Annotated in this window: 31 protein-coding genes; 16 read left to right on the plus strand and 15 right to left on the minus strand. The window is 71.9% G+C overall.

What is annotated here, in order from left to right; translation table 11 throughout:
• Positions 1-37: 37 nt before the first annotated feature.
• Complete coding sequence (locus tag NNW99_RS32730) at positions 38-466, minus strand: SRPBCC family protein (protein ID WP_215122749.1); 429 nt, start codon at positions 464-466, stop codon at positions 38-40.
• A 181-nt stretch (positions 467-647) separates the two neighbouring features.
• Here NNW99_RS32730 and NNW99_RS32735 point away from each other — a divergent pair, with 181 nt between their 5' ends.
• The 3 genes from NNW99_RS32735 (at position 648) to NNW99_RS32745 (ending at position 3,575) form a co-directional block, all read left to right on the plus strand.
• On the plus strand, positions 648-1,241 hold the full coding sequence (locus tag NNW99_RS32735) for a Clp protease N-terminal domain-containing protein (RefSeq protein WP_215122750.1): 594 nt from the start codon (positions 648-650) through the stop codon (positions 1,239-1,241).
• 139 nt (positions 1,242-1,380) lie between these two features.
• Positions 1,381-2,385 carry a DMT family transporter gene (locus NNW99_RS32740; RefSeq protein WP_215124537.1) on the plus strand — a complete coding sequence of 335 codons (1,005 nt, stop codon included), beginning with the start codon at positions 1,381-1,383 and terminating at the stop codon, positions 2,383-2,385.
• A gap of 218 nt (positions 2,386-2,603) precedes the next feature.
• Positions 2,604-3,575: a DMT family transporter gene (locus NNW99_RS32745; protein WP_215122751.1), complete on the plus strand. Its 972-nt coding sequence runs from the start codon at positions 2,604-2,606 to the stop codon at positions 3,573-3,575.
• Positions 3,576-3,638: 63 nt separating this feature from the next.
• Here the strand turns inward: NNW99_RS32745 and NNW99_RS32750 are convergent, their stop codons facing one another.
• Positions 3,639-4,325 carry a pyridoxamine 5'-phosphate oxidase family protein gene (locus NNW99_RS32750; protein ID WP_215122752.1) on the minus strand — a complete coding sequence of 229 codons (687 nt, stop codon included), beginning with the start codon at positions 4,323-4,325 and terminating at the stop codon, positions 3,639-3,641.
• Positions 4,326-4,361: 36 nt separating this feature from the next.
• Between NNW99_RS32750 and NNW99_RS32755 the strand changes: the two genes are divergently transcribed.
• Positions 4,362-5,723, plus strand: coding sequence for an aminotransferase class I/II-fold pyridoxal phosphate-dependent enzyme (locus tag NNW99_RS32755; protein ID WP_215122753.1), 1,362 nt, complete (start codon positions 4,362-4,364; stop codon positions 5,721-5,723).
• Here NNW99_RS32755 and NNW99_RS32760 read toward each other — a convergent pair.
• On the minus strand, positions 5,714-6,673 hold the full coding sequence (locus tag NNW99_RS32760; RefSeq protein WP_215122754.1) for a DMT family transporter: 960 nt from the start codon (positions 6,671-6,673) through the stop codon (positions 5,714-5,716). The genes NNW99_RS32755 and NNW99_RS32760 overlap by 10 nt on opposite strands.
• Positions 6,674-6,748: 75 nt before the next feature.
• Here NNW99_RS32760 and NNW99_RS32765 point away from each other — a divergent pair, with 75 nt between their 5' ends.
• On the plus strand, positions 6,749-7,651 hold the full coding sequence (locus NNW99_RS32765) for a LysR family transcriptional regulator (protein ID WP_215122755.1): 903 nt from the start codon (positions 6,749-6,751) through the stop codon (positions 7,649-7,651).
• Positions 7,652-7,678: 27 nt separating this feature from the next.
• Here NNW99_RS32765 and NNW99_RS32770 read toward each other — a convergent pair whose 3' ends face one another.
• Entirely contained in the window at positions 7,679-8,149 is a 471-nt protein-coding gene (locus NNW99_RS32770; protein ID WP_215122756.1) for a pyridoxamine 5'-phosphate oxidase family protein, read from the minus strand.
• Between the two features lie 137 nt (positions 8,150-8,286).
• Between NNW99_RS32770 and NNW99_RS32775 the strand changes: the two genes are divergently transcribed.
• Entirely contained in the window at positions 8,287-8,937 is a 651-nt protein-coding gene (locus NNW99_RS32775; RefSeq protein WP_215122757.1) for a cysteine hydrolase family protein, read from the plus strand.
• Here the strand turns inward: NNW99_RS32775 and NNW99_RS32780 are convergent.
• Complete coding sequence (locus NNW99_RS32780; protein WP_215122758.1) at positions 8,924-9,391, minus strand: Rieske (2Fe-2S) protein; 468 nt, start codon at positions 9,389-9,391, stop codon at positions 8,924-8,926. The two genes, NNW99_RS32775 and NNW99_RS32780, sit on opposite strands and share 14 nt — an antisense overlap.
• Before the next feature lie 196 nt (positions 9,392-9,587).
• On the opposite strand from NNW99_RS32780, the gene NNW99_RS32785 reads away from it, so the two are divergent.
• Positions 9,588-10,343: a HipA family kinase gene (locus NNW99_RS32785; RefSeq protein WP_215122759.1), complete on the plus strand. Its 756-nt coding sequence runs from the start codon at positions 9,588-9,590 to the stop codon at positions 10,341-10,343.
• Complete coding sequence (locus NNW99_RS32790; protein WP_215122760.1) at positions 10,340-10,753, plus strand: DUF3037 domain-containing protein; 414 nt, start codon at positions 10,340-10,342, stop codon at positions 10,751-10,753. Before NNW99_RS32785 ends, NNW99_RS32790 begins: the two co-directional genes overlap by 4 nt.
• 24 nt (positions 10,754-10,777) lie before the next feature.
• Here NNW99_RS32790 and NNW99_RS32795 read toward each other — a convergent pair whose 3' ends face one another.
• Entirely contained in the window at positions 10,778-11,203 is a 426-nt protein-coding gene (locus tag NNW99_RS32795) for an excalibur calcium-binding protein (RefSeq protein ID WP_215122761.1), read from the minus strand.
• A 229-nt stretch (positions 11,204-11,432) separates the two neighbouring features.
• On the opposite strand from NNW99_RS32795, the gene fabG reads away from it, so the two are divergent.
• From fabG to NNW99_RS32820, 5 genes are all read left to right on the plus strand, one after another.
• Positions 11,433-12,194: a 3-oxoacyl-ACP reductase FabG gene (gene fabG / locus NNW99_RS32800; RefSeq protein ID WP_215122762.1), complete on the plus strand. Its 762-nt coding sequence runs from the start codon at positions 11,433-11,435 to the stop codon at positions 12,192-12,194.
• Between the two features lie 12 nt (positions 12,195-12,206).
• Positions 12,207-12,965 (plus strand): SDR family oxidoreductase, encoded by a 759-nt coding sequence (locus NNW99_RS32805; protein WP_215122763.1) that lies wholly within the window; start codon positions 12,207-12,209, stop codon positions 12,963-12,965.
• Between the two features lie 190 nt (positions 12,966-13,155).
• Positions 13,156-14,742, plus strand: coding sequence for an ABC transporter substrate-binding protein (locus NNW99_RS32810; protein ID WP_215122764.1), 1,587 nt, complete (start codon positions 13,156-13,158; stop codon positions 14,740-14,742).
• A 93-nt stretch (positions 14,743-14,835) separates the two neighbouring features.
• Positions 14,836-15,519 (plus strand): uracil-DNA glycosylase, encoded by a 684-nt coding sequence (locus NNW99_RS32815; protein WP_215122765.1) that lies wholly within the window; start codon positions 14,836-14,838, stop codon positions 15,517-15,519.
• Positions 15,520-15,646: 127 nt separating this feature from the next.
• Positions 15,647-16,147 carry a hypothetical protein gene (locus tag NNW99_RS32820; protein WP_215122766.1) on the plus strand — a complete coding sequence of 167 codons (501 nt, stop codon included), beginning with the start codon at positions 15,647-15,649 and terminating at the stop codon, positions 16,145-16,147.
• Positions 16,148-16,160: 13 nt separating this feature from the next.
• Here the strand turns inward: NNW99_RS32820 and NNW99_RS32825 are convergent, their stop codons facing one another.
• The 3 genes from NNW99_RS32825 to NNW99_RS32835 form a co-directional block, all read right to left on the minus strand.
• Positions 16,161-16,667 carry a hypothetical protein gene (locus tag NNW99_RS32825; protein ID WP_215122767.1) on the minus strand — a complete coding sequence of 169 codons (507 nt, stop codon included), beginning with the start codon at positions 16,665-16,667 and terminating at the stop codon, positions 16,161-16,163.
• Between the two features lie 112 nt (positions 16,668-16,779).
• Complete coding sequence (locus tag NNW99_RS32830) at positions 16,780-17,292, minus strand: DinB family protein (RefSeq protein WP_215122768.1); 513 nt, start codon at positions 17,290-17,292, stop codon at positions 16,780-16,782.
• Between the two features lie 42 nt (positions 17,293-17,334).
• Positions 17,335-17,925 (minus strand): TetR/AcrR family transcriptional regulator, encoded by a 591-nt coding sequence (locus NNW99_RS32835; protein ID WP_215122769.1) that lies wholly within the window; start codon positions 17,923-17,925, stop codon positions 17,335-17,337.
• A gap of 85 nt (positions 17,926-18,010) precedes the next feature.
• Between NNW99_RS32835 and NNW99_RS32840 the strand changes: the two genes are divergently transcribed.
• Entirely contained in the window at positions 18,011-19,195 is a 1,185-nt protein-coding gene (locus NNW99_RS32840; protein WP_215122770.1) for an FAD-dependent oxidoreductase, read from the plus strand.
• A gap of 13 nt (positions 19,196-19,208) precedes the next feature.
• The gene (locus NNW99_RS32845; protein WP_215122771.1) at positions 19,209-20,114 is read left to right on the plus strand and encodes a Gfo/Idh/MocA family protein; all 906 of its coding nucleotides are present in this window, start codon (positions 19,209-19,211) and stop codon (positions 20,112-20,114) included.
• Here the strand turns inward: NNW99_RS32845 and lnt are convergent.
• The 5 genes from lnt to NNW99_RS32870 form a co-directional block, all read right to left on the minus strand.
• Complete coding sequence (gene lnt, locus NNW99_RS32850) at positions 20,038-21,612, minus strand: apolipoprotein N-acyltransferase (RefSeq protein ID WP_215122772.1); 1,575 nt, start codon at positions 21,610-21,612, stop codon at positions 20,038-20,040. The two genes, NNW99_RS32845 and lnt, sit on opposite strands and share 77 nt — an antisense overlap.
• Positions 21,613-21,681: 69 nt before the next feature.
• On the minus strand, positions 21,682-22,152 hold the full coding sequence (locus NNW99_RS32855) for a nuclear transport factor 2 family protein (RefSeq protein ID WP_215122773.1): 471 nt from the start codon (positions 22,150-22,152) through the stop codon (positions 21,682-21,684).
• A gap of 92 nt (positions 22,153-22,244) precedes the next feature.
• Positions 22,245-22,424, minus strand: a complete 180-nt coding sequence (locus NNW99_RS32860; protein WP_215122774.1) for a hypothetical protein — start codon at positions 22,422-22,424, stop codon at positions 22,245-22,247.
• 96 nt (positions 22,425-22,520) lie between these two features.
• Complete coding sequence (locus tag NNW99_RS32865; protein ID WP_215122775.1) at positions 22,521-23,396, minus strand: undecaprenyl-diphosphate phosphatase; 876 nt, start codon at positions 23,394-23,396, stop codon at positions 22,521-22,523.
• 159 nt (positions 23,397-23,555) lie between these two features.
• Positions 23,556-24,026, minus strand: a complete 471-nt coding sequence (locus tag NNW99_RS32870) for a helix-turn-helix domain-containing protein (RefSeq protein WP_215122776.1) — start codon at positions 24,024-24,026, stop codon at positions 23,556-23,558.
• 113 nt (positions 24,027-24,139) lie between these two features.
• Here NNW99_RS32870 and NNW99_RS32875 point away from each other — a divergent pair, with 113 nt between their 5' ends.
• On the plus strand, positions 24,140-25,315 hold the full coding sequence (locus NNW99_RS32875) for a thiolase family protein (protein WP_215122777.1): 1,176 nt from the start codon (positions 24,140-24,142) through the stop codon (positions 25,313-25,315).
• 39 nt (positions 25,316-25,354) lie between these two features.
• Here the strand turns inward: NNW99_RS32875 and NNW99_RS32880 are convergent, their stop codons facing one another.
• Entirely contained in the window at positions 25,355-26,146 is a 792-nt protein-coding gene (locus tag NNW99_RS32880; protein WP_215122778.1) for a TVP38/TMEM64 family protein, read from the minus strand.
• Positions 26,147-26,402: the final 256 nt, after the last annotated feature.

Genomic DNA, 26,402 nt, shown 5'->3' on the forward strand with positions numbered 1-26,402 from the left:
TGGAGTGATCCGGGGGGCGCTTCTTCGTGCCGGGGCGTCAGGCGACCAGTTCGTTCAGCTTGCGCAGCGACTCGTTCAGGGCCGCCGTGGCCGAGTCTCTGAGCTTGCCCGCCATCAACGACACCGCCGCACCCGTGAACTCGCCGTCGATGCGGACCGTCGTCGCGTCGCCGTCGGGCGTGAGGGTGTAGCGCGTCGCGACGGTCACGCCCATCGGGCCCTGGCCGCGGATGGCCAGCAGCCGGGCCGATTCGAGTTCCTCGACGGTCCACTCCACCTCGGCCGGGAAGTTCATCAGCCGCATGTTCTCCCGGAAGGTCGTGCCCACCTCCAGGCTCTTGGGGCCGCCCGACGGGAAGCTGGTGTGGGTCGCGTTCCACTCGCCGTGGGTGGACCAGTCCGTGAGTCTGGCCCACACCTTCTCGGCGGGCGCCCCGATGCGTGCCTCCGCGCTGACTTCGGCCATGCGACCACCTCTTCGAGTCGGGTGTCGCGGAACGTAGCCGCGTCGGCCGCAATGTTCAATACTGACGAACAGTCAGGCGTGGTGGGTCCGCGCACGAAACAGCCTGATCTCCTCCGTAAGGAGGAGATTCCGGCCGGGGGAGTCCACTTCCTGTGGGACGCCGAAATGCTCCCCCTCGGGGATGACCCGGGCTCGCGGGACTGATGGGGTAGGGGATGTGCACCACCGTATCCCCAGGCAGTCGGCCCCTGAGCACGGCATCCACCGCGCGGAGAACGATGCCAGGCTCAGTGACGAGCTGGCGTCGGTGATCGGCGGTGCCCGTCGCCGGGCGGTCAGGGACGGGGACCGGCAGATCGACACCGCCCATCTGCTCCACTCCCTGCTGGAGTCCGACCCCGAGGCGCGTGCCGTCTTCGGAGACGGACCGCGCATCGCGCGACTGCTCGGCTATCTCGTCCAGCGCAGCATCGGCTACGGCCTGCGTTGGCAGAGCGGTGTCGAGGACTCCGGCGCCGTCCCCGTGGTGGCCGAGTGCGCGGGTTTCTCGCCGCTGGCCGCGGCATCGATGGAGTACGCCTGCGAGCGTGCCGCCCGCCGGGGCGGACCGGCCCGCGGCATCGACCTGCTCGCGGCGATCGTCGTCGACGCGCAGGCGCGCGCGGTCGAGGTGCTCGCACGCGCCGGGATCGACCCGTACGAGGTGCTGGCCCGGCTCGACGGCGGGCCCGGCCTGCCCGGGGAGTGGGCCGGGGGCTCCGAAGCCGCGTACTGACCGGCCCTGCCCGGGGTGTCGGCTTTGCCCGGGGTGCTGGCTCTGTCCCAAGCGTTCGCCCCGTCCCGAGCGTTCGCCCCGTCCAGGCAGTGAGACAGGTGCCATGAGGGGTGACGCTCCTGTCATGGCCTGTCATCATGTGCCGGTGCGTACCTCTGAGAGCAGTCCGAGCAAGCGCGGCAGGGGCGTGGGGCTCGGCCTCGCGTTGTTGTCCGCGGTCGCCTTCGGCGGATCCGGAGTCGCGGCCAAGCCGCTGATCGAGGCGGGCCTCGACCCGCTGCACGTGGTGTGGCTGCGCGTGACCGGGGCCGCCCTGGTGATGCTGCCGCTCGCCGTACGCCACCGCGCGCTGCTGCGCCGCCGCCCCGGACTCCTCGCCGGATTCGGGCTGCTGGCCGTCGCCGGTGTCCAGGCCTGCTACTTCGCCGCGCTCTCCCGCATCCCCGTCGGGGTGGCGCTGCTCATCGAGTACCTGGCGCCCGCGCTGGTGCTCGGCTGGGTGCGGTTCGTGCAGCGGCGGCCGGTGACACGTGCCGCCGCCGTCGGAGTCGTCCTCGCGGTCGGAGGGCTCGCGTGTGTCGTCGAGGTGTGGTCGGGCCTCGGCTTCGACGCCCTGGGGCTGCTGCTCGCGCTCGGCGCGGCCTGCTGCCAGGTCGGCTACTTCGTCCTCTCCGACCAGGGCAGCGACGCCGGAGACGAGGCGCCCGACCCGCTCGGTGTCATCGCCTACGGCCTGCTCGTCGGCGCGGCCGTGCTGACCGTCGTCGCCCGGCCCTGGACCATGGACTGGTCCGTGCTCACGGGCACCGCGCGCATGGACGGCACACCCGTCGCCGCCGTCGTCCTGCTGGCCTGGATCGTCCTGGTCGCCACGGTCGTCGCGTATGTCACCGGCGTGGTCTCCGTACGCCGGCTCTCCCCACAGGTCGCCGGTGTCGTGGCCTGTCTCGAAGCGGTCATCGCGACCGTCCTGGCCTGGGTCCTGCTCGGTGAGCACCTGTCGGCACCGCAGATCGCCGGTGGCGCCATCGTGCTGCTGGGCGCGTTCATCGCACAGTCCTCGACGCCCGCGAAGGGCTCCGAACAGCCGGTGGCGAGCGGTGGCCCGGAAAGGGAGTTGTCCACACCCGGAACGGCTGCTTAGGGTGCCGATCATGCCGTCCGACGCACTCGTTCTTCCGCCTCCGGCCGCCTGAGGCGGGCCCTCCGGAAACCGAGCCCGGCATGTCGCCGCCGGGCCGAACGGTGCTGCCCGCAGACGAAGTCCGCGGACCTCGCTGAGCCGGGGTCCTTCCCGAACTTCCGCGCACCCACCGCCGCCCGTTCCGCGCGGCGCGTCGTGCGCGTCTGCGGAGAGAACACGTGTCGAACACTGCCTCCGGCCTGCCCATCGGGCGAGGCCTCCTCTATCTGATCGTCGCCGGTGTCGCCTGGGGCACCGCGGGCGCGGCCGCCTCCCTGGTCTACCGGACCAGTGACATGGGGCCCGTCGCCCTCTCCTTCTGGCGCTGCGCGGCCGGTCTCGTGCTGCTGCTCGCCGTCCGCCTCGTGCGGCCGCGCGCCGGGACGGCCGTACGCGAGCCGCTCGGCCGCCGGGCGCTGCGGACCGGGGTCACCGGGCTCGGGCTCGCGGTCTTCCAGACGGCCTACTTCGCGGCCGTCTCCGCCACCGGCCTCGCCGTCGCCACCGTCGCCACCGTCGCCACCGTCGCCACCGTCGTCACCCTGGGCGCCGGTCCCGTACTCATCGCGCTCGGTGCCCGGCTGACCCTGGCCGAACGTCTGGGCCGGGGCGGCATCACCGCCGTCGCGGGTGCCCTCATGGGGCTCGCGGTCCTCGTCCTCGGTGGCGGGGGTACGGCCGTACGCCTGTGGGGCGTGTTGCTCGCGTTGCTGTCCGCGACCGGGTACAGCGCGACGACGCTGCTGACTCGCCGGTGGGGCCGCGGCGGTGAGGCCGACGCGTCCCGGACGGCTGTCGGGGCCTTCGCCGTCACGAGCCTGTGCCTGCTGCCGTTCGCCTGGGCGGAAGGGCTGCTGCCGCACACCGAGGAGCCAGGGCGGCTCCTGGCGCTGCTGGCGTACGTCGCCGCCGTGCCGACGGCCCTTGCCTACGGCCTCTACTTTGCCGGAGCCGCCGTGGTGCGGTCGGCCACCGTCTCGGTGATCATGTTGCTCGAGCCGGTGAGTGCGGCGGGGCTTGCGGTTGTGCTGCTCGGAGAGCGGCTTACGGTGGCGACAGTGGCTGGAACCCTGCTGTTGTTGGGCTCCGTGGCGGGGCTTGCGGTGGGGGAGGCGCGGAGCGCGCGGTCGGAGCCAGGGGTCCTTGTGTGACCGGCGGCCGCGGGTTGTGCGGCTGGTCGCGCATTTTCTCGCGCCCTCAAGGCAGGTTCGGCGTCACCGGGTCCGCAAGTAGTCAGGCAGTTCGGTGTCGGTAGCCAGGTCCGGGTCGGGGATCGGGGTGCCGTAAGTCTTTCCGACCGGGACCACGCCGGCCCAGTGCGGGAGGGTGAGGTCCTCCGGTTCGTCGTTCACGCCGCCCGTGCGGAGCTTGGCGGAGACCTCCGTCAGGTCGAGGCGGAGCACGGCGGTGGCGGCGAGTTCCTTTCGGTTGGCCGGGCGGGAGTCGGCGGCGCGGCCCGGCACGACGTGGTCGACCAGCGCGTCCAAGGCCTGCCGTTTCTCCTCGGGGTCCGTGACGTCGAGGGCGACGCCGTGCACCACCACGGAGCGGTAGTTGATCGAGTGGTGGAAGGCCGAGCGGGCCAGGACCAGGCCGTCGACGTGCGTGACGGTCAGGCAGACCGGAAGGCCCGGGTCGGCCTGGCCGGCCGCGCGCAGCGGGCGTGAGCCCGTGGAGCCGTGCACGTAGAGGCGCTCACCGACCCGGGCGAAGAGTGTGGGCAGCACGACCGGGGCGCCGTCGCGGACGAAGCCGAGATGGCAGACGTAGGCCTCGTCGAGTATCGCGTGCACCAGTTCCCTGTCGTACGAGGCCCGGCCCGGGGAGCGCGTGGGGACGGTGCGGTCGGTCGGGGTGTAGGGGGTGGCGGGGTGCGACGGGGTCGGTGCGGTCTCCTGCATTGGCGCTCTCCATTGCACTAGTGCATAATCTGCTTTGTGCTAGGAGAGTATCCGATCAGTGGGCGCCGCGCAGCGGACATTTCCGCGAGCGTCGAGCGGGCGGTGGGGGTCGGTGAGCTGCTGCCGGGCCAACTGCTGCCGCCCATGAGGGAGTTGGCGGAGCGGCTGGGCGTGAATCCCAATACGGTCGCGGCCGCGTACCGGACCCTGCGTGAGCGCGGGGTCATCGAGACCGCCGGCCGGCGCGGCAGCCGGGTGCGGTCCGCGCCGGCCACGACCGGGCGGGACCAGATCAGGGTGGACGTCCCCGAGGGCGTGCGCGATGTGGCGGCCGGCAATCCGGACCCGGCGCTGCTCCCGCCGCTCGCGGCCGCGTTCGCGGCGGCGGCCGCCGAGGCCGACCGTGCTCCCGTGCTCTACGGAGAGACCCCCGTGGAGCCGGAACTGGCCCGGATCGCACGGGCCGGCCTCGACGCCGACGGGGTGCCGGACGGGCCGCTCGCGGTGGTCTCCGGAGCACTCGACGGCGTCGAACGCGTCCTGGCGGCCCACCTCAAGCCCGGTGACACCGTCGCCGTCGAGGACCCCGGCTGGGGCCGCACCCTCGACCTCGTGCCCGCGCTCGGGCTCAGGACCGTCCCCGTCGGCGTCGACGACGACGGGCCTTACGCCGAGGACGTGCGCCGGGCGCTGGAGGCCGGGGCCCGGGCCCTGATCGTCACGGACCGGGCGCAGAACCCGACCGGCGCCGCGGTGAGCGCCGCACGCGCGCGTGCCCTGCGGTCCGTGCTCCGGGAGCACCCGGAGACCCTGCTGATCGAGGACGACCACGGCCACGGCATCGTCGACCTCCCCCTCCACCCCCTCGCCGGCACCACCCGGCACTGGGCCTTCGTCCGCTCGGCCGCCAAGGCCTACGGCCCCGATCTGCGCCTCGCCCTGCTCACCGGCGACGCCGTCACCGTCGACCGGGTCAGTGGCCGGCAGCGCCTCGGCCCGGGCTGGGTCAGCCTGCTGACGCAGCGGGCCCTGGTACGGCTGCTGGCCGACGGAGCGGTGGACACGCGCGCGGTGGCGGCGGCGTACGGGCGGCGCCGGGACGCACTGATCGAGGCGCTTGCGCGGCGTGGGGTCGCGGCGCACGGGCGCAGCGGGATGAATGTGTGGGTGCCCGTGCCGGACGAGACCGGAGCCGTCGCCCGGCTGCAGCACGCCGGCTGGGCGGTCGCACCGGGCGTCCGCTTCCGGTTGAGCGCACCGCCCGGCATCCGGGTCACCGTCTCGACGCTCGCCGAGAACGACAGCGGGGGTGAGGGGCGGAAGGAGGGCGAGATCGAGGCGCTGGCCGACGCGATCGCCTCGGCGCTCGGCCCTGCCCCGGCGCGCGGTTACGTCTGAGGCCTCGGCCGCGCACGGGGCTTCGGCCGGACCTGGGTGAGGGCCGCGCCCGTCAGTACGATCGCCGCGCCGACCGGAGTCGACCAGGCGAGCGACTCGCCGAGGAGTGCGACGCCCGCGGCCGTGGCGATGACCGGGACGAGGTACGTGACCATCTGGGCGGTCGTCGGGCCGACCTCGGCGACCAGGCCGTACTGCAGGAGCATGGCGAGGCCGGTGCCCAGGGCGCCGAGCGCGGCGATCGCCAGCAGCGGCACGACGGGCAGACCGTCGGGCAGGGTGGTGAACAGCGGGGTCACGACGGCCAGTTGGGCGGTCGCGAGCAGCAGTTGCGCGCCGGTCATCGACAGGTGCGAGTGGCTCGTGCCGGCCAGGGTACGGCGGACGTAGATCCAGCCGACCGGGTAACTGAGGGACGCCAGCAGCGCCAGGGCCGTGCCGGTGGCGTCCAGGCCGTGGAAGCCCTGCCAGGCGCCCAGCACCGTGAGGACCCCGAGGAAGCCGAGGCCCAGCCCCGCGACCCGCACCCGGGTCGGGCGGTCCTCCGAGAGGGCGACCAGGGACAGCGCCATGCCCCACAGCGGTGAGGTCGCGTTGCAGATGCCCGCCAGGGTGGACGGGATGGTCAGCTCGGCGTACGCGAACAGCGAGAACGGCAGGGCGTTGAGCAGGAACGCGGCGACCGCCAGATGCCCCCAGGTGCGCGCACCGCGCGGCAGCCGCTCGCGGCGCACGGCCATCGCGGCGGCCAGCACCGCCGTACCGAACGCCAGCCGGCCGAGCGTGACCTGGAACGGCGCGTACCCCTGGGTGCCCACCTTGATGAGCAGGAAGCTGAAGCCCCAGATCAGGGACAGCGCGGCGAAGCGGAGACGCCAGTCGAGGCGGCGCCGGGGCCGGTCGGGCGAGGCCGTGGTGGCCTGGCCGGGCGTGGAGGTGGCGGTGGTCATGGCAGTCACGATGCGGGAGCGGAACCGCGTAGCACAATCGAGATTTCGCACTCGATATTGCGTAGCATCGCTTACGTGTTGAATCTGGAGCGCCTGCGCACCCTCGACGCCCTCGCACGGCACGGCTCGGTCAGCGGCGCGGCCGAGAGCCTGCACATCACCACCTCCGCCGTCTCCCAGCAGATGTCCAAGCTGGAGCGGGAGGTCGGCCGGCAGCTCCTCGCCAAGAACGGCCGGGGCGTGCGGCTCACCGACGCGGGCCGGCTGCTCGCCGAGCACGCCGCGCGCATCCTGTCCCAGGTCGAACTCGCCCGGTCCGACCTGGAGGCGCAGCGGGGGGAGGTCGTCGGCGAGCTCAGACTGTCGGCGTTCCCGACGGCCGCCCGCGGCCTGTTCCCGCACGCGCTGTCCGCGCTGCGCGAGCGGCACCCCGTGCTCCGGCTGCGCTCCTGCGAGCTGGAACCGGAGCACGGCATCGCCGGAGTCGTCCGCGGCGACCTCGACCTCGCCGTGGTGCTCGACTGGTACAACAAGCCGATGGCGCTGCCCGACGGCCTGGTCAAGGCATCGATCCTGGACGACCCCGCCGATGTCGCCATGCCGGTGGACCACCGGCTCGCGGGGCGTGACGAGGTGGACCTCGCCGAGTTCGCCGAGGACGAGTGGATCACCTGGGGCGAGGGCGAGTTCTGCCACGAGTGGCTGATGTTCACGCTCCGCTCGAAGGGCATCGAGCCGATCGTCGGCCATCGCGCCGCCGAGACCCATACACAGCTCGGGCTGGTCGCCGCGGGCCTCGGGGTGTGCATCGCCCCGCTGCTCGGCCGCCACCCGGTGCCCGACGGGGTCGTGACCGTCCCGGTCAGACAGCGGGTGCGGCGGCATGTCTACGTCGTCTGGCGCGCGGACGCCGACCGCCGCCCGTCGATCAGGGCCGCGGTCAAGGCCCTGCGGGCGGCGGGGGAGAGCCTCACCTGAGCGCTCCGCGCCGGATTCCGCGCTTTCTCAGGCGGGCCCGAGCTTGCGGAAGTCCCAGGAGACGATCTTCTGCGGTGTCAGGCGTACCCAGGCGTGCCGGCCGTCGTGCGGCATTTCCTCCAGGCCGAAGTTCTTCCGGGCGAACAGCGTCTCCGGGACGTCGAGTTCGGCGCGCAGCTCGCCGGTGCGCGGTATCTCGCCCACGAACTCGACGGCCCCCGACAGCTCGGCACCGCGCAGCTCGTCGTACTCCTCGCCGGTGTCGACCACGATCGCCACCCGGGGGTCGCGCCTGAGGTCGGTCCACCGCTTGCTGCGTACGACCGAGTACAGCCACATCGAGGCGCCGTCCCAGGCGAACCACAGCGTGCTCACATGCGGAGCGCCGTCCGCCGAGATCGTGGCGACCCGGCAGGTGCGCTGCGTGGTGAGGAAATCGTCCAGCTCGCCCGGCGTCATCATGATCTTCCGGCCCCGGCGCTGCTGCGTGACGGTCATGCTCCCCCTCTTTCTTCTTCCCACGTCGTGTCAGAGGAGATCCTCTGACATCACGTCAGAAAAGAATGAGTGCTCTTCCCTCCGTGCGCAACGGTGGCTACGCTCCCCCGACCCGCCGCCGGCGCCCAGGGGGAACCGTGCCCTCGTACGAAGAGCTCAGCGAACTCCTCGATCCGCGGACCACCGTGCTGCTCACCGTCGAGTGCCAGGAAGGCGTCGTCGGAGCGGACAGCGCACTGCCCGAACTCGCCGCCGAGGCCCGCTCCGGCGGCGTGCTCGCCAACATCGCCCGCCTGGTGGCCGCCGCCCACGAAAGCGGCGTCCAGGTCGTGCACGCCGTCGCCGAACGCCGTCCCGACGGGCGCGGCGCCAACCGCAACGCCCGCCTCTTCCGGGCCGCCGCGCGCCTGCCCGTCCAGCAGCTGTCCGGCACGCCGGCGGTGCGGGTCGCCGCCCCGATCGAGGTCGCCGAGGAGGACCTCGTCGTGCGACGCCTGCACGGGCTGTCGCCCCTCCAGGGCACCGATGTCGACCCGCTGCTGCGCAACCTGGGCTGCCGCACCCTGATCGTCACCGGCGTATCGGCCAACGTGGCCGTCCCCAACGCCGTGTTCGACGCCGTGAACCGCGGCTACACCGTCGTCGTCCCGACAGACGCCATCGCGGGAGTGCCGTCCGACTACACCCCCGCGATGATCCGCCACACCCTCGCGTTGGTCGCCACGGTCGCGACCACGGACGAGGTACTGGCGTGTCTGAAACGAGCGCGTGAGGTCAGGCGAGCGTGATGGAGTCGCCGTTCACGGTCACCTGTTTCGCCGCCAGCGGTTCGACGGCCGGCCCCTTCTTCACGCTGCCGTCGAGGACGGAGAACTCACTGCCGTGGCATGTGCAGGAGATGATGTCGTCCTTGAGGTCCACCATCGGACAGTCCCGGTGGGTGCAGATCGTCGAGAACGCCTTGTACTGGCCCGCGGCCGGCTGGGAGACCACGACCTTCTCGTCCTTGAAGATCTTGCCGCTGCCCTCGGGGATGTCGGCGGTCTTCGCGAGCGCCGCACCACCGGCGCCCGCCTCGGGCGATGAAGCGCTGCCGCCGGAGCCCTGTTCGGTGGACGAGCCGGAGGCCTTGTCGTCCGATCCGCACGCCGTCAGCGCGACGGTGAGCCCCGCCGCGCCGGCTGCCGCCACCACGGCACGACGGCTCGGTCCGGACCTCGGCTGAACTGATTCGCTGGTCATGCTGACGTTCCTTCCGGGGATTCGTGATCTGCGGAGAGGTACGGCCCTTGAGGACCGGCTGTTCAGACAATGTCGAGATCCTGACCCGTTCGCGGAACGGTGTGGGTAAAGCGGAGCTGTCGGTTCGCTGTCGGGTTGCGGCCCGCCGCCGCGAGGCCGTCGCGTGCGCCCCCGTCCACGTCAGTAACCTGGGGCGATGCTCAAGGAAGTGATCGCGACCCGGTTCATCGCGCCGCTGCGCGAGGGCGGTTCGCTGCCGGGACTCGTCGAGGCAGACGACCACGGGATGTACGTCCTGAAGTTCAGCGGCGCGGGACAGGGGCGCAAGACGCTCGTCGCCGAGGTGGTCTGCGGGGAGCTCGCCCGCCGGCTGGGGCTGCGGGTGCCGCGCCTGGTCACGGTCGAGCTCGATCCGGAGCTGGGCCTCGGCGAGCCCGACCAGGAGGTGCAGAACCTGCTCAGGTCCAGCGGCGGCACCAACCTCGGCATGGACTTCCTCTCCGGCGCGCTCGGCTTCGACCCGCTCGCGTTCCGGGTGAGCCCCGAGGAGGCCGGGCGGATCGTCTGGTTCGACGCGCTGGTCAACAACGTCGACCGGTCCTGGCGCAACCCCAACCTGCTGATGTGGCGGGGCGAGCTGTGGCTCGTCGACCACGGCGCGACCATGATCTGGCACCACAACTGGCCCGGCGCGCAGGCCTCGGCGGACCGCCCCTACGACGCCTCCGACCACGCCCTCGCGCCCTTCGCGCCCGATGTCGCCTCCGCCGCGGCCGAGTTGGCGCCCCTGGTCACCGAGGAACTGCTCGCCGAGGTCACCGCGCGAATCCCGGACGCCTGGCTGGCCGACGAGCCCGGCTTCGACACGCCGGACGACCTGAGGCAGGCCTACGCGCGGCCGCTGCTCGCGCGCGCAGCCGTCATCCACGACCGCATCCAGGGGGCGAAGTGAGCGACCGGCACATCATCAGGGGCGGTGCACGGGACCGCCAGATCTACGAGTACGCCGTCCTGCGCGTCGTCCCGCGCGTCGAGCGCGGCGAGTGCATCAACGCCGGTGTCCTCGTCTACTGCCGTGCCGAGTCCTACGTCGGCGCGCGCACCCACCTCGACGAGGCCCGGCTGCTGGCCCTCGACCCCCATGCCGACGTGGCCGGCGTCCGGGCCGCGCTGCGCGCCGTGGAGAACATCTGCACGGGCGGCCCCGCGGCCGGCCAGGCCGCCCCCGACGACCCGGGCCGCCGCTTCCGCTGGATCGTCGCCCCCCGCTCGACGATCGTCCAGCCCGGGCCCGTACACACCGGGCTGACCACGGATCCGGCGGCGGAGACGGAGCGGTTGCTGGACGTGCTGGTGAGGTAGCGGATACCCGGCTCCGCCGCGCTGTCAGTGCCGTCGGCGCTTCACCACGTAGCCGGCCGAGAGCGCGGCGCCCGCCGCGAAGGTCACGCCGATGGCCACATCCCAGTCGCTCGGCCCCGTGACCGCCGCGCCCCCGAGTCCGCCTCGTACGCCTTGAGACGGGGTGGCGGTGGTGGGCGTGGTGGTGACAGGAGCGGACGGGGTGGCGGAGCTGGTGGGGGAGATGACGCCACGGCGGGGCAGGACCTCACACGCGATGCCGTCGTCCGGGCCCTGGTCCTCGTCGAGTCTGTTGGGATCGCTCGGATCCGCGTCGAAGACGGCCTGCGCGTCCTCCTGGAAGGAGAAGTCGCGGCAGTCCAGGTCCTGTCGGGCGTGAGCGGGGTCGGCCATGGGCACGATCGAGGCGATCGCGAACAGCGTGCCCAGGGCACCGGTGTGACGGCGCATGGAGCGCCTCCCTTCCGGCCACGAGTGGCTCGGGCTTCGACGCTAGGGTCCGAGGGTCGCTGCGGCGCGTGGCCGTAGGCCGATCGGGTGTCCCGGGGGATGCCGTCGGTGACGGGCGTGCGGGTAATGGATCACACACACGCCGTGGCCGTTGACACCGCGTGCCAGGGCTTCTAGCGTCACACCCACTGAAGGTACTAAGCGGTCGCTCACCTGAGGAGAAGCAGCCATGTCCACCACTGAGCAGCGGGTCGCCGTGGTCACCGGTGCCGCGCGCGGTATCGGTGCCGCCACCGCCGTACGACTGGCCGCAGAGGGCCGCGCGGTCGCCGTGATCGACCTCGACGAGGCGGCCTGCAAGGACACCGTCGAGAAGATCACCGCGGCGGGCGGCAAGGCCATCGCGGTCGGTGCCGACGTCTCCGACGAGGCCCAGGTCGAGGCCGCGATCGCCCGTGTCGCCGAGGAGCTCGGCGCGCCGACGATCCTGGTCAACAACGCTGGCGTGCTGCGCGACAACCTGCTGTTCAAGATGAGCGTCTCCGACTGGGACACCGTCATGAACGTGCACCTGCGCGGCGCCTTCCTGATGTCCAAGGCCTGTCAGAAGCACATGGTGGACGCGGGATTCGGCCGGATCGTCAACCTCTCGTCGTCCTCGGCGCTGGGCAACCGCGGCCAGGTGAACTACTCCGCGGCCAAGGCGGGTCTGCAGGGTTTCACCAAGACCCTCGCCAAGGAACTCGGCAAGTTCGGCGTGACCGCCAACGCCGTCGCCCCCGGCTTCATCGCCACCGAGATGACCAAGGCCACCGCCGACCGCGTCGGCATGGGCTTCGAGGACTTCAAGGCCGCCGCCGCCACCCAGATCCCGGTGGCCCGCGTCGGTGAGCCGGAGGACATCGCCAACGCCATCGCCTTCTTCACGGGCGAGGCGGCCGGATTCGTCTCCGGCCAGGTGCTGTACGTGGCCGGCGGACCGCTCGACTAGAGGACGACAGACATGACTTCCGTGGAACTCTCCGGCAAGGTCGCCCTCGTCACGGGCGGCAGCCGCGGCATCGGCTACGGCGTCGCCGAGGCGCTCGTCGCACGCGGCGACCGCGTGTGCGTCACCGGCCGCAACGAGGACTCCCTCAAGGAGGCCGTCGAGCAGCTCGGCGCCGACCGCGCGATCTACGTCGCGGGCAAGGCGCACGACGAGGCCCACCAGGCCGTCGCCGTCGAGCGCACGATGGAGGCCTTCGGCCGCGTCGACTTCCTGGTCAACAACGCCGGTACGAACCCGGTGTTCGGGCCGATCGCCGACCTCGACCTGAACGTCGCGCGCAAGGTCTTCGAGACCAACGTGGTCTCCGCGCTGGGCTTCGCCCAGAAGACCTGGCACGCCTGGCAGAAGGACAACGGCGGCGCCATCGTCAACATCGCCTCGGTCGCCGGCCTCTCGCCCTCGCCGTTCATCGGCGCCTACGGCATCAGCAAGGCGGCGATGATCAACCTGACGGTGCAGCTCGCGCACGAGTACGCGCCCAAGGTGCGGGTCAACGCGATCGCCCCGGCCGTCGTGAAGACCAAGTTCGCGCAGGCCCTGTACGAGGGCCGGGAGGAGGAGGCCGCCGCGGCCTACCCGCTCGGCCGGCTCGGTGTGCCCTCCGACATCGGCGGCGCGGCCGCGTTCCTCACCTCCGAGCAGTCCGACTGGGTCACCGGTCAGACGCTCGTCGTGGACGGCGGTATCTTCCTCAACGCCGGCACGGGCTGAGGCAAGAGGCTCGGTGCGGGCGCCCGTGGACTCACGAGGCGCCCGTACCCACGTAAAGCCCTCGCAAAGGGCGATGACAACGTCGTCAAAGGTTTATCGATCAAGGAGTCATGGACCGGGGCGGGTCAGCCGGCCGGGCACTGCGGTATGGTCTGCCGACCCTTGGTATGGCAGATCGAGGAGCGTGCGCGTGTTCAACCGGAACCGATGCCTGCGGCAGGTGGCGGCCATCGCGTCCATATCGTCCCTTCTCGCCGGGTGTGGCGTGTTGTCGTCCGACACCCCGGAGGACGAAGGGCCGATCGTCGTGGGCACCACCAGTGCGCCCAGCACGCTCGATCCCGCGGCGTCGTGGGACAGCTCCTGGGAGCTGTTCCGCAACATCTACCAGACGCTGCTGAGCTACCCGACGGGCGCGAGCGAACCCCAGCCGGACGCCGCCGAGCAGTGCGGCTTCAGCGACTCCTCGAACCAGGTGTACCGCTGCGAGCTGCGCGAGGGCCTGAAGTTCTCCAACGGCGACGCGCTCGACGCGCAGGCGGTCAAATACTCCTTCGACCGGATCCGCAAGATCAACGTCAACGGCGGCCCCGCCGGTCTGCTGGGCAGCCTCGAACGGGTCCAGGCGCCGAACGACCGTGAGGTGATCTTCCACCTCAACAAGCCCGACGCCACCTTCCCGTTCGTGCTCGCCACCCCCGCGATGTCGATCGTCTCCCCGCAGGCCTACCCGGAGGGCTCCCTGCGCAAGGAGAACGACGCCGTCGGGTCCGGGCCCTACACGCTCGACTCGTACGAGGAGGGCAAGGAGGCCGCCCTCGTCCGCAACGACGGCTACAAGGGCTACGCGGAGCGCCGGAACGACGCGGTGACCATCCGCTACTTCCAGGACTCCGGCGCCATGGTCAAGGCCCTGCGCGACGAGCAGATCGACGTGACCTACCGCGGTCTGGCCGCCGGCGACGTCGTCGACCTCCAGGGCAAGTCCTCCAAGGAGGAGGAGATCCAGCTCGTCGAGGGCACGGGCACGGACATCAACTACCTGGTGTTCAACCCGAAGGACTCCTGGGCCAAGCGCAAGCCCGTGCGCCAGGCCATCGCGCAGGTCGTCGACCGGGCGGCGATCACCCACAAGGTCTACAAGGACACCGTCGACCCGCTGTACTCCATGGTCCCCAAGGGCCTCACCGGCCACACCACGGGCTTCTTCGACGACTACGGCGACCCCGACGTCGACAAGGCCCGCGAGATCCTCAGCGACGCGGGCATCAACCAGCGCGTCCCGCTCACCTTCTGGTACACCAGCGACCGCTACGGCTCCGAGACCGCCGGGGAGTTCAAGGAGCTGAAGCGCCAGCTCGAGGACTCCGGCCTCTTCACGATCAACCTGAAGAGCCGCCCCTGGAAGACGTACGTCGAGGGCTACCAGAAGGGCGAGTACCCGGTCTTCGGACGTGGCTGGTTCCCCGACTTCCCCGACGCCGAGAACTTCATCGCGCCCTTCGTCGGCGAGCAGAACGCCCTCGGCACGCCCTACCCGGCCCCCGAGATCACCGGCGACCTGCTGCCCCGGTCGCGCCGCGAGAGCGACCGCGCGAACGTGGAGAAGGAGTTCGAGGAGGCCCAGCGGATCCTGGTGGACGACGCGCGCCTGCTGCCGCTGTGGCAGGGCAGGCAGTACGTGGCCGCCAGCCGGGACGTCTCGGGCGCCGAGCGCGCCCTGGACCCGTCGACGATCATGATGTTGTGGGAGCTGCACCGCAAGACCGCCTGGTAGACGGGTCGGTCCCGGGCTTCGCCGGGCACGTTGTCAGTGGTCGCCTGTAGGTTCTGAGGCCTGGAAGTGACCGCACATCGTGAGGACGTTGACGTGACCGACACCGCCATGCTGCCCGAGTCCTGGCGCGGGGTTCTGGGCGACGAGCTGCAGCAGCCCTACTTCAAGGAGCTGACGGAGTTCGTCGAGGAGGAGCGGGCGAAGGGTCCCGTGCATCCGCCGCGCGAGGAGGTCTTCGCCGCGCTGGACGCCACGCCGTACGAGAAGGTGAAGGTCCTGATCCTCGGTCAGGACCCCTACCACGGCGAGGGCCAGGGGCACGGGCTGTGCTTCTCGGTCCGGCCCGGTGTGCGGATCCCGCCGTCCCTGCGGAACATCTACAAGGAGATGCACCAGGAGCTGGGCGCGCCGATCCCGGACAACGGCTATCTGATGCCGTGGGCCGAACAGGGCGTCCTGCTGCTCAACGCGGTGCTCACGGTCCGGGGCGGCGAGGCCAACTCGCACAAGGGCCGCGGCTGGGAGAGGTTCACGGACGCCGTGATCCGCGCGGTCGCCGACCGGCCCGACCCGGCGGTGTTCGTGCTGTGGGGGAACTACGCGCAGAAGAAGCTCCCGCTGATCGACGAGTCGCGGCATGTGGTGGTCAAGGGCGCGCACCCGTCGCCGCTGTCGGCGAAGAAGTTCTTCGGCTCGCGTCCGTTCACGCAGATCGACGCTGCGGTGGCCGCGCAGGGGCACGAGCCGATCGACTGGACCATCCCGAACCTGGGCTGAGGCGGGCGGCGTACGGCGGGGTCCTCCTCCCGGAAGGCCCCGCGCGTACGGACCGGCCTGAGCCGGATCGCCTTCGTCTCCGGCTAGCGTCGGAGGATCAGCCGGCGAGTGCGCGGAGGGCGTGGCGATGGAGCGACAGGAGCAGACGGCGCCGGACACCGTGCTGACGCGGATCGGGCAGGTCGTCATGCTGCACCACGCAGGGGACCGCGAGGAGGCCCGGCACCGGTTCCTGGACCTCTGGGCGGAGATCGGGGAGCACGGCGATCCCCTGCACCGCTGCACCCTGGCCCACTACCTGGCCGACACACAGGACGACCCCGGGGACGAACTGGCCTGGGACCTGCGCGCGTTGACGGCGGCGGAGGAGACCTCCGAGGACGGGCTCCCCTCCGGCGAGGCGGTGCGCGCGTTCTACCCCTCCCTGCACCTGAATCTGGCCGAGGACTACCTCAGGCTCGGCCAGTGCGACGCGGCCCGCACCCATCTGCGACGGGCCAGGGCTGCGGCCGCCGCCCTCGCCGACGACAGGTACGGCGACGGCGTGTGGGCCGCCATCGAGCGGCTGGAGTCCAGGCTGGACGAAGGCGGCGGCGGGGCGTGGACACCGCCGAGGCAGCGGCCCTGAAGGAGTGAGCCGGTCAACGCCGGTATGTGTCGCGGCAGATGGTCGCCTGCGGGCTGTCCGCCGGCCACCCCCCGTAGCGCGTGCCCAGCGCGCACACGTCCGCGTTCTTCGGGACGTTCTTGCGGACGTCCTGCCCTACGGACTCCGGGACGTCGGGCAGCTCGGCGGCGGGTGGCCGCTGTGGGGTGCGCTGGGCCGGTGCCCGGCGTTCCGGGCGGGCGGGGCGCGGGCCGGTGTCGCGGGAGCCGGACGGCGGTTGTCCCTGCTCCGGTGAGGCCGCCGGGGGCGTGGCCCGCCGGGACGCGGTCGGGGCCGGCTCCGGGCGGCGGGACCCCTCGATGAGTTCCAGGGCCTCCCGGGCCGGTGCCTGCACGACCTGCTCCTCCGGTCGGGGCGGCGACGGCCGGGACGGAGCCGTCGGTGGCTCGGGAACGGGAGGATCCTGGACCGTCACACAGCCGGAGAGGGCCGAGACCGCCACGGTCACCAGGAGCGTCGCTGTGGTCGTCGTTCGATGCACCCGCGCAACTCTGGTGCGTCCGGCCCCGGGTGGGACAGCGGACGGGCGGAGGATGCCCCGCACGGGTGATGTCCCGCCCCGTACGGAGGTCGCCGGTGGGCCGTGGGTGACGTCAGTCGCCGGTCGAGCCGTCGAGGCGCTCGCGGATCAGATCGGCGTGGCCGTTGTGCCGGGCGTATTCCTCGATCATGTGGGTGTAGATCCAGCGCAGGTTGAACTGCTCGCCGGTGCGGCGGTGCTTGCCCTCGGAGAGATCGTCCAGGGCGAAGCGGGCGGCGTTGCGCCGGGCGGTCTCGATCTCCGCCTGCCAGGTGGCGAACGCCTCCTGGTAGGTGTCCGACTCGGTCAGATGGAACTCGCCGTCCTGGTCCTCGTCGCTGTAGTAGATCGGCGGCGCGTCCTCGTTCGTCAGCACCTTGCGGAACCAGCCCCGCTCCACCTCCGCCATGTGCCGCACCAGCCCCATCAGGGACAGTTCGGAGGGCTCCACGGAGGCTGTCCTGAGCTGCTCGTCGCTCAGGCCCTCGCATTTCCAGGCGAGAGTATTGCGGTGATAGTCGAGCCAGCCTTCCAGCATGGTGCGTTCGGCGGCGTCGGTGGCGGGTTCGGTGCGCTCGATGGTCATGTCCGCATCCTTTCCCAACTCGCCCGCACCGCCCAGGGGTTTTCAGCCCCCGAGCATCCCCGCGAGCAGCTCCCGCAGCCCGGCCCGTACCTCCTCCAGGCTCGGCGTATCGGAACCGAACGACCCCGCGACGCAGCTGAACATCAGCCCGTCCGCCCAGGCGATCAGCGACAGTGTGTGCCGGGCCGGGTCCGTCGAGCCCATTCCCGTGACCAGGGCGGTGAGCTGGTCCCTGAAGCGGGCGCCCGTCGCGTCGAAGTAGGCCCGCAGTTCGGGGCGGCGGGTCGCCTCCAGGGCCAGTTCGTAGCGGGCGAGCGTGAGGGCGCGGTTGCTCGTCAGGGCGCGGTGGGTCGCCAGGGCCAGGGCGTCCGTGAGGGAGTCGGTCCCGGACCGCGGGTCCGGCATCTCGTGCAGGGCCAGCACCCGGGCCTCGCGGTCGGCCAGGCGCCGCACGGCCAGTTCCAGCAGCGCTTGCCGGGTTCGCGCGAGGTTCGACGTGGAGCCCTGGGGGAGTCCGGCCGTCTCGTCGACCGCCCGGTGGGTGAGGCCCCGCATTCCGCGCTCGGCGAGCAGGGCGAGGGCGGTGTCGGCGACGAGGTCGGCGCGGGAGGGGCCGGTGGTGCGTACGGACATGGGCTCACGCTACCCGTCTCACTACGGCTGTAGTAAAGTCGAGAGGGAACTACAGATGTAGTCGACGCGGGTTCGAGGAGGAGCCATGGCACAGCCGAGGCGGGCCGTCGTGATCGGCGGCGGTATCGGAGGCCTGACCGCGGCGGCGGCTCTGCACCGGCGCGGCTGGCAGGTCACCGTGCTGGAGCGCGCCCGCTCGCTGGAGCCGGTCGGCGCCGCCATCTCCCTGGCCCCCAACTCCCTGCGCGCACTGGACGTCATCGGCCTCGGCGAGGAGATCCGCGCCCTCGCCGCCTGGGCGGGGGACGGCGGGCTGCGCACCCCGTCCGGCCGGTGGCTCTCGCGCTCCTCGGCCGACGCCGCCGCCGAGCGCTTCGGCGGCCCTCTCGTGCTGCTGCCTCGCGCCACCCTCGTCGAGCGCCTGGCCGCACAGCTCCCGCCGGACGCCGTCCGCACGGACGCCGCCGCGACCCTGGCCGACAGCGGCGACCCTGGCCGACCCGCCATGGTCAGGACCGCGGACGGCGAGTTGGAGGCCGACCTGGTGGTGGGCGCAGACGGAGTCCGGTCCGCCGTACGCCGGGCGCTCTTCCCCGGCCACCCGGGGACGGTGTACTCGGGGTTCACCACCTGGCGGGTCGTGATCCCCGTCCCCGGTGCCGAGTTCGCCTCGCACGAGACGTGGGGGAGGGGCTGCATCTGGGGCACGCACCCACTCAAGGACGGCCGCGTCTACGCCTACGCCGCCGCCATGACACCCGCCGACGGACACGCGCCCGACGACGAGAGGGCCGAGCTGCTGCGCCTCTTCGGCGACTGGCACGACCCCATCGCCGCCGTGCTCGCCGCCGCCCGCCCCGACGACGTCCTGCGCCACGACGTCCACCACATCGCCGAGCCCTTGCCCGCCTACCACCACGGCCGCGTCGCCCTCGTCGGCGACGCCGCGCACGCCATGCCCCCGACCCTCGGCCAGGGCGGCAATCAGGCCATCGAGGACGCGATCGTCCTCGCCCACCACTGCGACGACCTCCCCGCCTACACCGCGGCCCGGCTTCCCCGTACGACCGCCGTCGCACGGAAGGCCGTGAACGTCGCCCGCCTCAACCTCATGACCAGTCGCGCCGGGATCGCCGTACGCGACACGGCCGTGGCCGCGCTGTCGAAGGCCGGGCCTGCCCTGTTCCTGCGCGGCTTCGACGGCATCGCCGACTGGCGGCCCCCGCAGCCGCCGTATGCTTCCGGGCAGACACCGGCAGGCAACCGTTAGAGGAGAACACCCCGTGAAGGTCGGCTGCATCGGACTCGGCGACATCGCGCAGAAGGCCTACCTCCCGGTCCTCGCCTTCCAGCCCGGGGTCGAACTGCACCTGCAGACCCGCACGCCCGCCACCCTCGACCGGGTCGCCGACGGCCTCCACATCCCGCGGGAGCGGCGCCACACCACCCTCGACTCCCTGCTCGGCCAAGGACTGGACGCCGCCTTCGTGCACGCCCCGACGCTCGTGCACCCGGAGATCGTGACGCGGCTGCTGGAAGCGGGCGTACCGACGTACGTCGACAAGCCGCTCGCCTACGAACTCGACGACTCCGCACGGCTGGTGGCGCTCGCCGAGGAGCGGGACGTGAGCCTCGCCGTCGGGTTCAACCGGCGCTACGCCCCCGGCTACGCGCAGTGCGCCGACCATCCGCGCGAGCTGATCCTGATGCAGAAGAACCGCATCGGGCTGCCGGAGGAGCCGCGCACGATGATCCTCGACGACTTCATCCATGTCGTCGACACCCTGCGATTCCTGGCGCCCGGCGAGGTCGACGACGTGACCGTGCGCGCCCGCGTCCGGGACGGCCTGCTGCACCATCTGGTGCTCCAGCTCGCCGGGGACGGTTTCACGGCGCTGGGGGTGATGAACCGGCTCAGCGGTTCGGCCGAGGAGATCCTCGAGGTGTCCGGGCAGGACACCAAGCGGCAGGTGGTCAACCTCGCCGAGGTCGTCGACCACAAGGGGCAGCCGACCGTCCGGCGGCGCGGCGACTGGGTGCCGGTGGCGCGGCAGCGCGGGATCGAGCAGGCGGTGCTTGCGTTCCTGGACGCGGTCCGCGCGGGGAAGGTGCTCAGCGCCCGGGACGCGCTGGAGACCCATGAGCTGTGCGAGCGGGTCGTACGCGCGGTTCAGGAGCGGACCGCCTGAGCCGCAGGGACCGTACGCCCTCGCCGGCGACCCAGGCGGCGAGGATCAGCAGGGCCGCGTACACCGTCCAGTCGCCGAGGCGGACATAGGGCGTCGTGCCGTGCGCGAGCGGCACCTCGTAGACGTGCGCGGCGGACGCGTCCGTCCCGAGCCACGGCCCGATCCGCTGTCCGCTCGGGCCGTAGACGGCCGAGACACCCGTCAGCGTCGCGTGGACCATCGGACGGCCGGTCTCGGCGGCCCGCAGCGCGGCCAGTGAGGCATGCTGCTCGGGCGCCCAGCTCTGCTGGAACGTGGACGTCGACGACTGGCCGATCAGCACGTCGGCGCCTTCCCGGGCGAGGTGGCGGGTCATGTCCGGGAAGGCGGTCTCGAAGCACACCATCGGCCCGACGCGCAGCCCGTTCCCCACGTTCATCACGACCGGCTGGGTGCCGCGCCTGCGGTCCTCGCCAGCCGCCTTGCCGACGGAGGTGGCCCAGCCGAGCAGGGAGCGGGCCGGGACGTACTCGCCGAACGGCACGAGCCGCATCTTGTCGTAGCGCTCGCCGGTCAGGCCGTCCGGGCCGGCCAGGATCGAACTCTTGTAGATGCCGGGCTTGTCGGAGCGCCGGGCGTCCACGTTGACCAGGATGCCGGCGTCCGTCGCGCGGGACAGCGCCGCGAGCCGCCGGGCGAGGTCGGGCCGGTCCCCGAGGTCGAAGCCGACGCTGCTCTCGCCCCAGACGATCAGGTCGACGTCCTGCCCGGCGAGCCGGCGGGTGAGCTGTTCCTCCCGGTCGAAGCGGCGGTCCGCGCTCTTGCCGCCGTCGACGACGCCCGGCTGGACCACGGCGATCCTGACCTCGCCGTCGATGTCCGGGCGGGGCGAGAAGGCCCAGGCCGCCGAGGTGGCGGCGGCCGTGGCGACGAGACCGGCCACGGCGGGCACCCGGGCCCGGCGGACCGCCACCAGGACGGCCACGGCGACGTTGACGGCGACGACCAGGAAGCTCAGCAGCCACACCCCGCCGACCGAGGCGAGCCGCAGTGCCGGTTCCACCTCCCACTGGCTGGAGCCGAGCATCCCCCAGGGGCCGCCGAGGCCCTGCCAGGAGCGGACCAGCTCGATGGCCAGCCAGCCGGAGGGCAGGACGAGGAGTGCGGCCGCGATCCGCCGCCGCGAGGGCTCGCCCGCCAGCAGCCGGTGGGCGAGCCGGCCCCACAGGGCCCACAGGGCGCCGAGCAGCGCGGCGATGACGAAGGTGAAGACGTGCAGGAAGGGCAGCAGCCAGTGGTGCATCGCCAGCATGAGGCCGAAGCCGCCGCACCAGCCGTCGTACGCCGCCCTCTTGCCGGTGGGCGCGGTGCGCAGCAGCAGGAGCCAGGGGACCAGGGCGACGTAGGCCCACCACCACAGGGACGGGGCGGGATAGGCGAGTACGGGAAGGGCGCCCGCGAGCACGGCGGCGGCCGAGCGCCGCCAGGGGGAGGCGAGCCAGTGGCCGAGCGTCTTCATAGGCGCCTCCTACCCCGCTGGTGCCTCCAGTGTGCGCCCTGCGGACGATCTAGGACAGCGGACGCCGGGTCAGTTGACCACAGGTGTCTTCTGCCGCTCGGGAAGGCGCCGCCACTTCTCCTGGACGACCACCGCGCCCAGTCGCCAGCCGTCGCCCGTGCGCAGCAGGGCGAAGGAGTACCGGCCGCCGCACACGAAGTCCGGTGCGGGGCCCGCGGTGGCCATGGGGTTGACGTAGTCGGCCCGGACCTGGGCCGTGTCGCCGGTGTCCTGTTCCCAGATCCCGAAGCGGACCCGCCGGTTGACGATCAGGTGCTGGCGCATGGTGAACAGCCGCATGCTCTCGGCGAGCCAGGCGGCGACCGCCGTGGCCTCTCCCTCGATGCCGCCGGCCGAGCGGTAGTCCGCCCGCCCGTCGGGCACGAACAGGCCTCGGTATGCCTCCCAGTCGCCGTCGTCGACCGCCACCGCGTAGTCGGTGATCAGTTCGTCGACGGCCAGCCGGTCTCTCACGGTAGCGAGCTCCACGCGCTGCGTCATCGGCTCAGTGTTGGGCATGGAGGGGGTGGAGCCAAGGGGTGTGACGAAACGGGCTGCTGAGTGGGAGTGGCGAGGGCGGGGAGCCGGGGCGATCAGGCCGCTTCGACGACCTCGCCGCGGATCGCGGCCGCCCACTCGACGACCAGGAATTCGTACTCCGCGCGCTCCTCGGCGGACAGCTTGCCGCCCGTGCGCAGCCACAGCGCACGGATCTCCTCGTTGACCTCGGCAGCGGACCGCACGGAACCAGGGATCGAGAAATCGGGGGACATGCGGACAGCCTAGGGGCACCCACTGACAGACCGCTACCGGACGGCTACGGGAACGCTATGCGGTTGGTCACGAGACGCGGCTCACAGGCCGCGGGGTCAGCCCGCCGACTCGGCCGCGTGCGGGCTCAGCTCACCCATCGACACGAGGACGATGATGAGGATGCCGAGGGCGATGCGGTAGTAGACGAACGGCATGAAGCTCTTGGTCGTAATGAACTTCATGAACCACGCGATCACCGCGTATCCGACCGCGAAGGCGATGACCGTCGCGAAGACCGTCGGACCCCACGAGACATGGCCGCCCTCCGTCGCGTCCTTGAGCTCGAACAGGCCGGAGGCGAGCACCGCGGGGATGGCGAGCAGGAAGGAGTAACGGGCCGCGGCCTCACGCGTGTAGCCCATGAACAGGCCGCCGCTGATGGTGGCGCCGGAGCGGGAGACGCCCGGGATCAGGGCCATGGCCTGGCAGGCGCCGTAGATCAGTCCGTCCCGGACGCCGAGGTCCTCCAGGGCCTTGCGCTGCTTGGGCGCGCGGTGGCGGCCGCTCTTCTCGTCCCGGGCGGCGAGCCGGTCGGCGATGCCCAGGACGATGCCCATGCCGATCAGCATCGTCGCCGTGAGCCGCAGATCGCGGAACGGTCCTTCGATCTGGTCCTTCAGCGTCACGCCGAGCACGCCGATCGGGATCGAGCCGACGATGACGAGCCAGCCCATCCGCGCGTCGGGGTCGCCGCGCAGCTCCTTGTTGGTGAGCGAGCGCGTCCACGCGGACAGGATCCGCCCGATGTCCTTGCGGAAGTAGATCAGCACGGCGGCCTCGGTGCCGATCTGGGTGATCGCCGTGAAGGCCGCGCCCGGGTCCTTCCAGTCCAGGAAGGCCGCCGTCAGCCGCAGATGCGCGCTGGAGGAGACGGGGAGGAACTCGGTCAGCCCCTGGACGAGTCCGAGGATGAGTGATTCGAACCAAGACATGAGGTAACGGAGTCCAAGTGCCGATGCGGGACGGACGACGGGCACACCCGTCCGACGTATGAGATGACCGTGGGATCAGGTGCGCCGAGGGGGAAGCGTAGCGTCCCCGGATGAACCCCTGGGACGCAGGGGTTCGGCAGGCGCTCCGCGGGGGCCGGATCAGGCCGCCGTCGGGCCGGTCACCGTCCAGCCGGGCGCCTGGGGGCGGGCCGTGAGGTCCTCGTGGCGCACCTCGTCCCCGCAGGCCCGGCAGGTGACGGCCGGGGCGAGCGCCCGGCCGCAGGAGTGCTCGAGGATCATCGGCCGGTCGCCGTCCGTCCGCAGATGGCGGTCGCCCCACGCCATCAGCGTCATCAGCACGGGCTCCAGCTCCAGTCCCGCCTGCGACGGCCGGTACTCGAAGCGCTGCGGGCGCTCGCTGTAGGGCTGCCTGGTCAGGATCCCGGCGTCGACGAGCCGGCGCAGCCGGGTGGCGAGGATGTCGCGCGGGGCGCCGATGTTGCGCACCAGCTGATCGAAACGGCCGTTGCCGAGGCACACCTCCCGCAGTACGAGCAGGGAGTACTTCTCGCCCACGAGCGCGAGGGTGTCGGCGATGGAGCAGGGGCGCGGGTCTTTGCTGGCGGCCATGGATCCCAGTCTAGGAGAGGGTTGGATTTTCCAACCCACCAGGTTACGGTGAGTTCGGATTTCCTACTCACTGGTAGCCCCGGTGGTCCGGGGCAGTCATGGAGGCCCGCACCATGCGTGACGCAGTCATCGTCGAAGCCGTACGCACCCCGATCGGCAAGGGCAAGGGCAAGGAGAACGGCGCCCTCGCGCACGTCCACCCCGTGGAACTGCTCGCCCACACCCTGCGCACCCTCGTCGAGCGCTCCGGCGTCGACCCGGCGCTGATCGACGACGTCATCGGCGGCACCGTCGACCAGGTCGGCGAGCAGGCCATGAACACCACCCGCTACGCCGTCCTCTCGGCGGGCTTCCCCGAGTCGGTGCCCGCGACCACCGTGGACCGCCAGTGCGGCTCCTCGCAGCAGGCCGTGCACTTCGCGGCGCAGGGCGTGCTCTCGGGCGCGTACGACCTCGTCGTGGCCTGCGGGGTCGAGTCGATGAGCCGGGTGCCGATGTGGTCGAACGTGCCCCCGGGCAAGGACCCCTTCGGCCCCGGTGTCGCCGAGCGGTACCCCGAGGGGCTCGTCCCGCAGGGCATCAGCGCCGAACTGATCGCCGCCCAGTGGTCGATCGGCCGCGAGCGGATGGACGCCTTCGCGGTCTCCTCCCACCAAAAGGCCGCCGCGGCCTGGGAGAACGGGCTCTTCGACGCGGAGGTCGCGCCGCTGGAGGGCGTCACACGCGACGAGTGCGTACGGCCCGGCAGCACCACCGAGATCCTCGCCGGGCTCAAGCCCGCCTACTACGACCCCGCTTTCGCCGAACGCTTCCCGCAGATCGAGTGGAACGTCACGGCGGGCAACGCCAGCCCGGTCAACGACGGCGCCTCGGCGGTGCTCATCACGTCGAGCGAGATCGCGGCCCGGCTCGGACTGCGCCCGCTCGCCCGGCTGCACAGCTTCGCCGTCACCGGCTCCGACCCGCTGCTCATGCTGACCGGCGTCGTACCGGCGACGGAGAAGGTGCTGCGCAGGGCGTCGCTGGCCCTAGACGACATCGACCTGTTCGAGGTCAACGAGGCGTTCTCCAGTGTCGTACTGGCCTGGCAGCAGGAGACCGGCGCCGACCTCGCCCGCGTCAACGTGCACGGCGGGGCCATCGCTCTCGGCCATCCCCTCGGCGCGAGCGGCACCCGCCTGACGACGACGCTCGTGCACGCGATGCGGGAACGGGGCGCGCGGTACGCGCTGCAGACGATGTGCGAGGCGGGCGGGCTCGCCAACGCCATGGTGCTCGAACGGGTGTGACCTGACCGGGGCGCGGCCCCGGTCAGGAGTAACGGCCCGTCAGAGGCGGCGCAGCTGGTGTCGCTTGCGCCAGGCCAGCACCACGCCCGCGAGCGCGGGTACGGCGATGCATGCCAGGGCGATCAGGAAGGCGGGGGAGGTCGGAGTGGAGGCGCGGGCGCCCGCGACGGCGTAGGCGGCGGTGTTCGGGATCGAGCCGAGGCCCGTCGCCAGCAGGAACGGGAGCAGGCCCATACGGGAGAAGGAGGCGCAGTAGTTCGAGGCCCAGAACGGCACACCGGGGAACAGCCGGATCGCCAGCATCGAGCGGAAACCGTGCCGGCTCAGCTGGCCGTCCGCGGCCTTCAGCCAGCGTCCGCGCAGCAGCGGCCGCAGGGCGTCCTGGCCCAGCGCCCGGCCCAGGCAGAAGGCGATGCCGGCGCCCAGCACCGTGCCCGCCAGGGCTGTGCCGGTGCCGAGCTGGGAACCGAACAGCGCACCCGCCGCGAGGTTCAGCAGCGGCCTCGGCACGAACGCCACGGTGCACACGCCGTACGCCACCGCGAACACCACCGCCGCCGCGGCTCCGCCGAGCTGGGGCGGCCAGCCCTCCGTCAGCAGCCGCTGCGGCTCGAACAGCAGCACCGCGCAGCCGGCCGCGGCGAGCAGGGTGACGAGCAGGGACAGCCGCGACCACGGGGAGAGCAGCACTCTCGTGCAGCGAGCGGCGAAACGGGTCGGTGCGGCGGGCGAGGCGGTCGTTGCCGGGGAAGCGGCGACGGCGAGCTCCGCGGTGCTGGCCCGGGGAGAGGCCGTGGCGGTGCCCCCAGAGCGGGTGGTGGCATCGAGCATCCGGCGACACTAACCGACATATGTGTGTGATCGCCGTATGGTTCGTCTCACCAGCGTCACAGACAGTTGAACGCTTGTCGGCGTGCGGCCCCCCGAAAACCATTCGACGTGCGGTGAAGCGTCGGCAAGGATCGGCGTCATGTTCCGGCAGACCTTCACCCTCGCAGCATCCGTGGTCACGGGTGCCCCGAAGGCTGCCGTCGTAGCTCTCACAGCCGTTGCAGACGGCGCCCGAAGCTGACCCTCTCCGGTTCGT

The organism is Streptomyces sp. CRCS-T-1 (assembly GCF_024442335.1).
In the GTDB taxonomy this organism is placed as follows: Bacteria; Actinomycetota; Actinomycetes; order Streptomycetales; family Streptomycetaceae; genus Streptomyces; species Streptomyces koelreuteriae.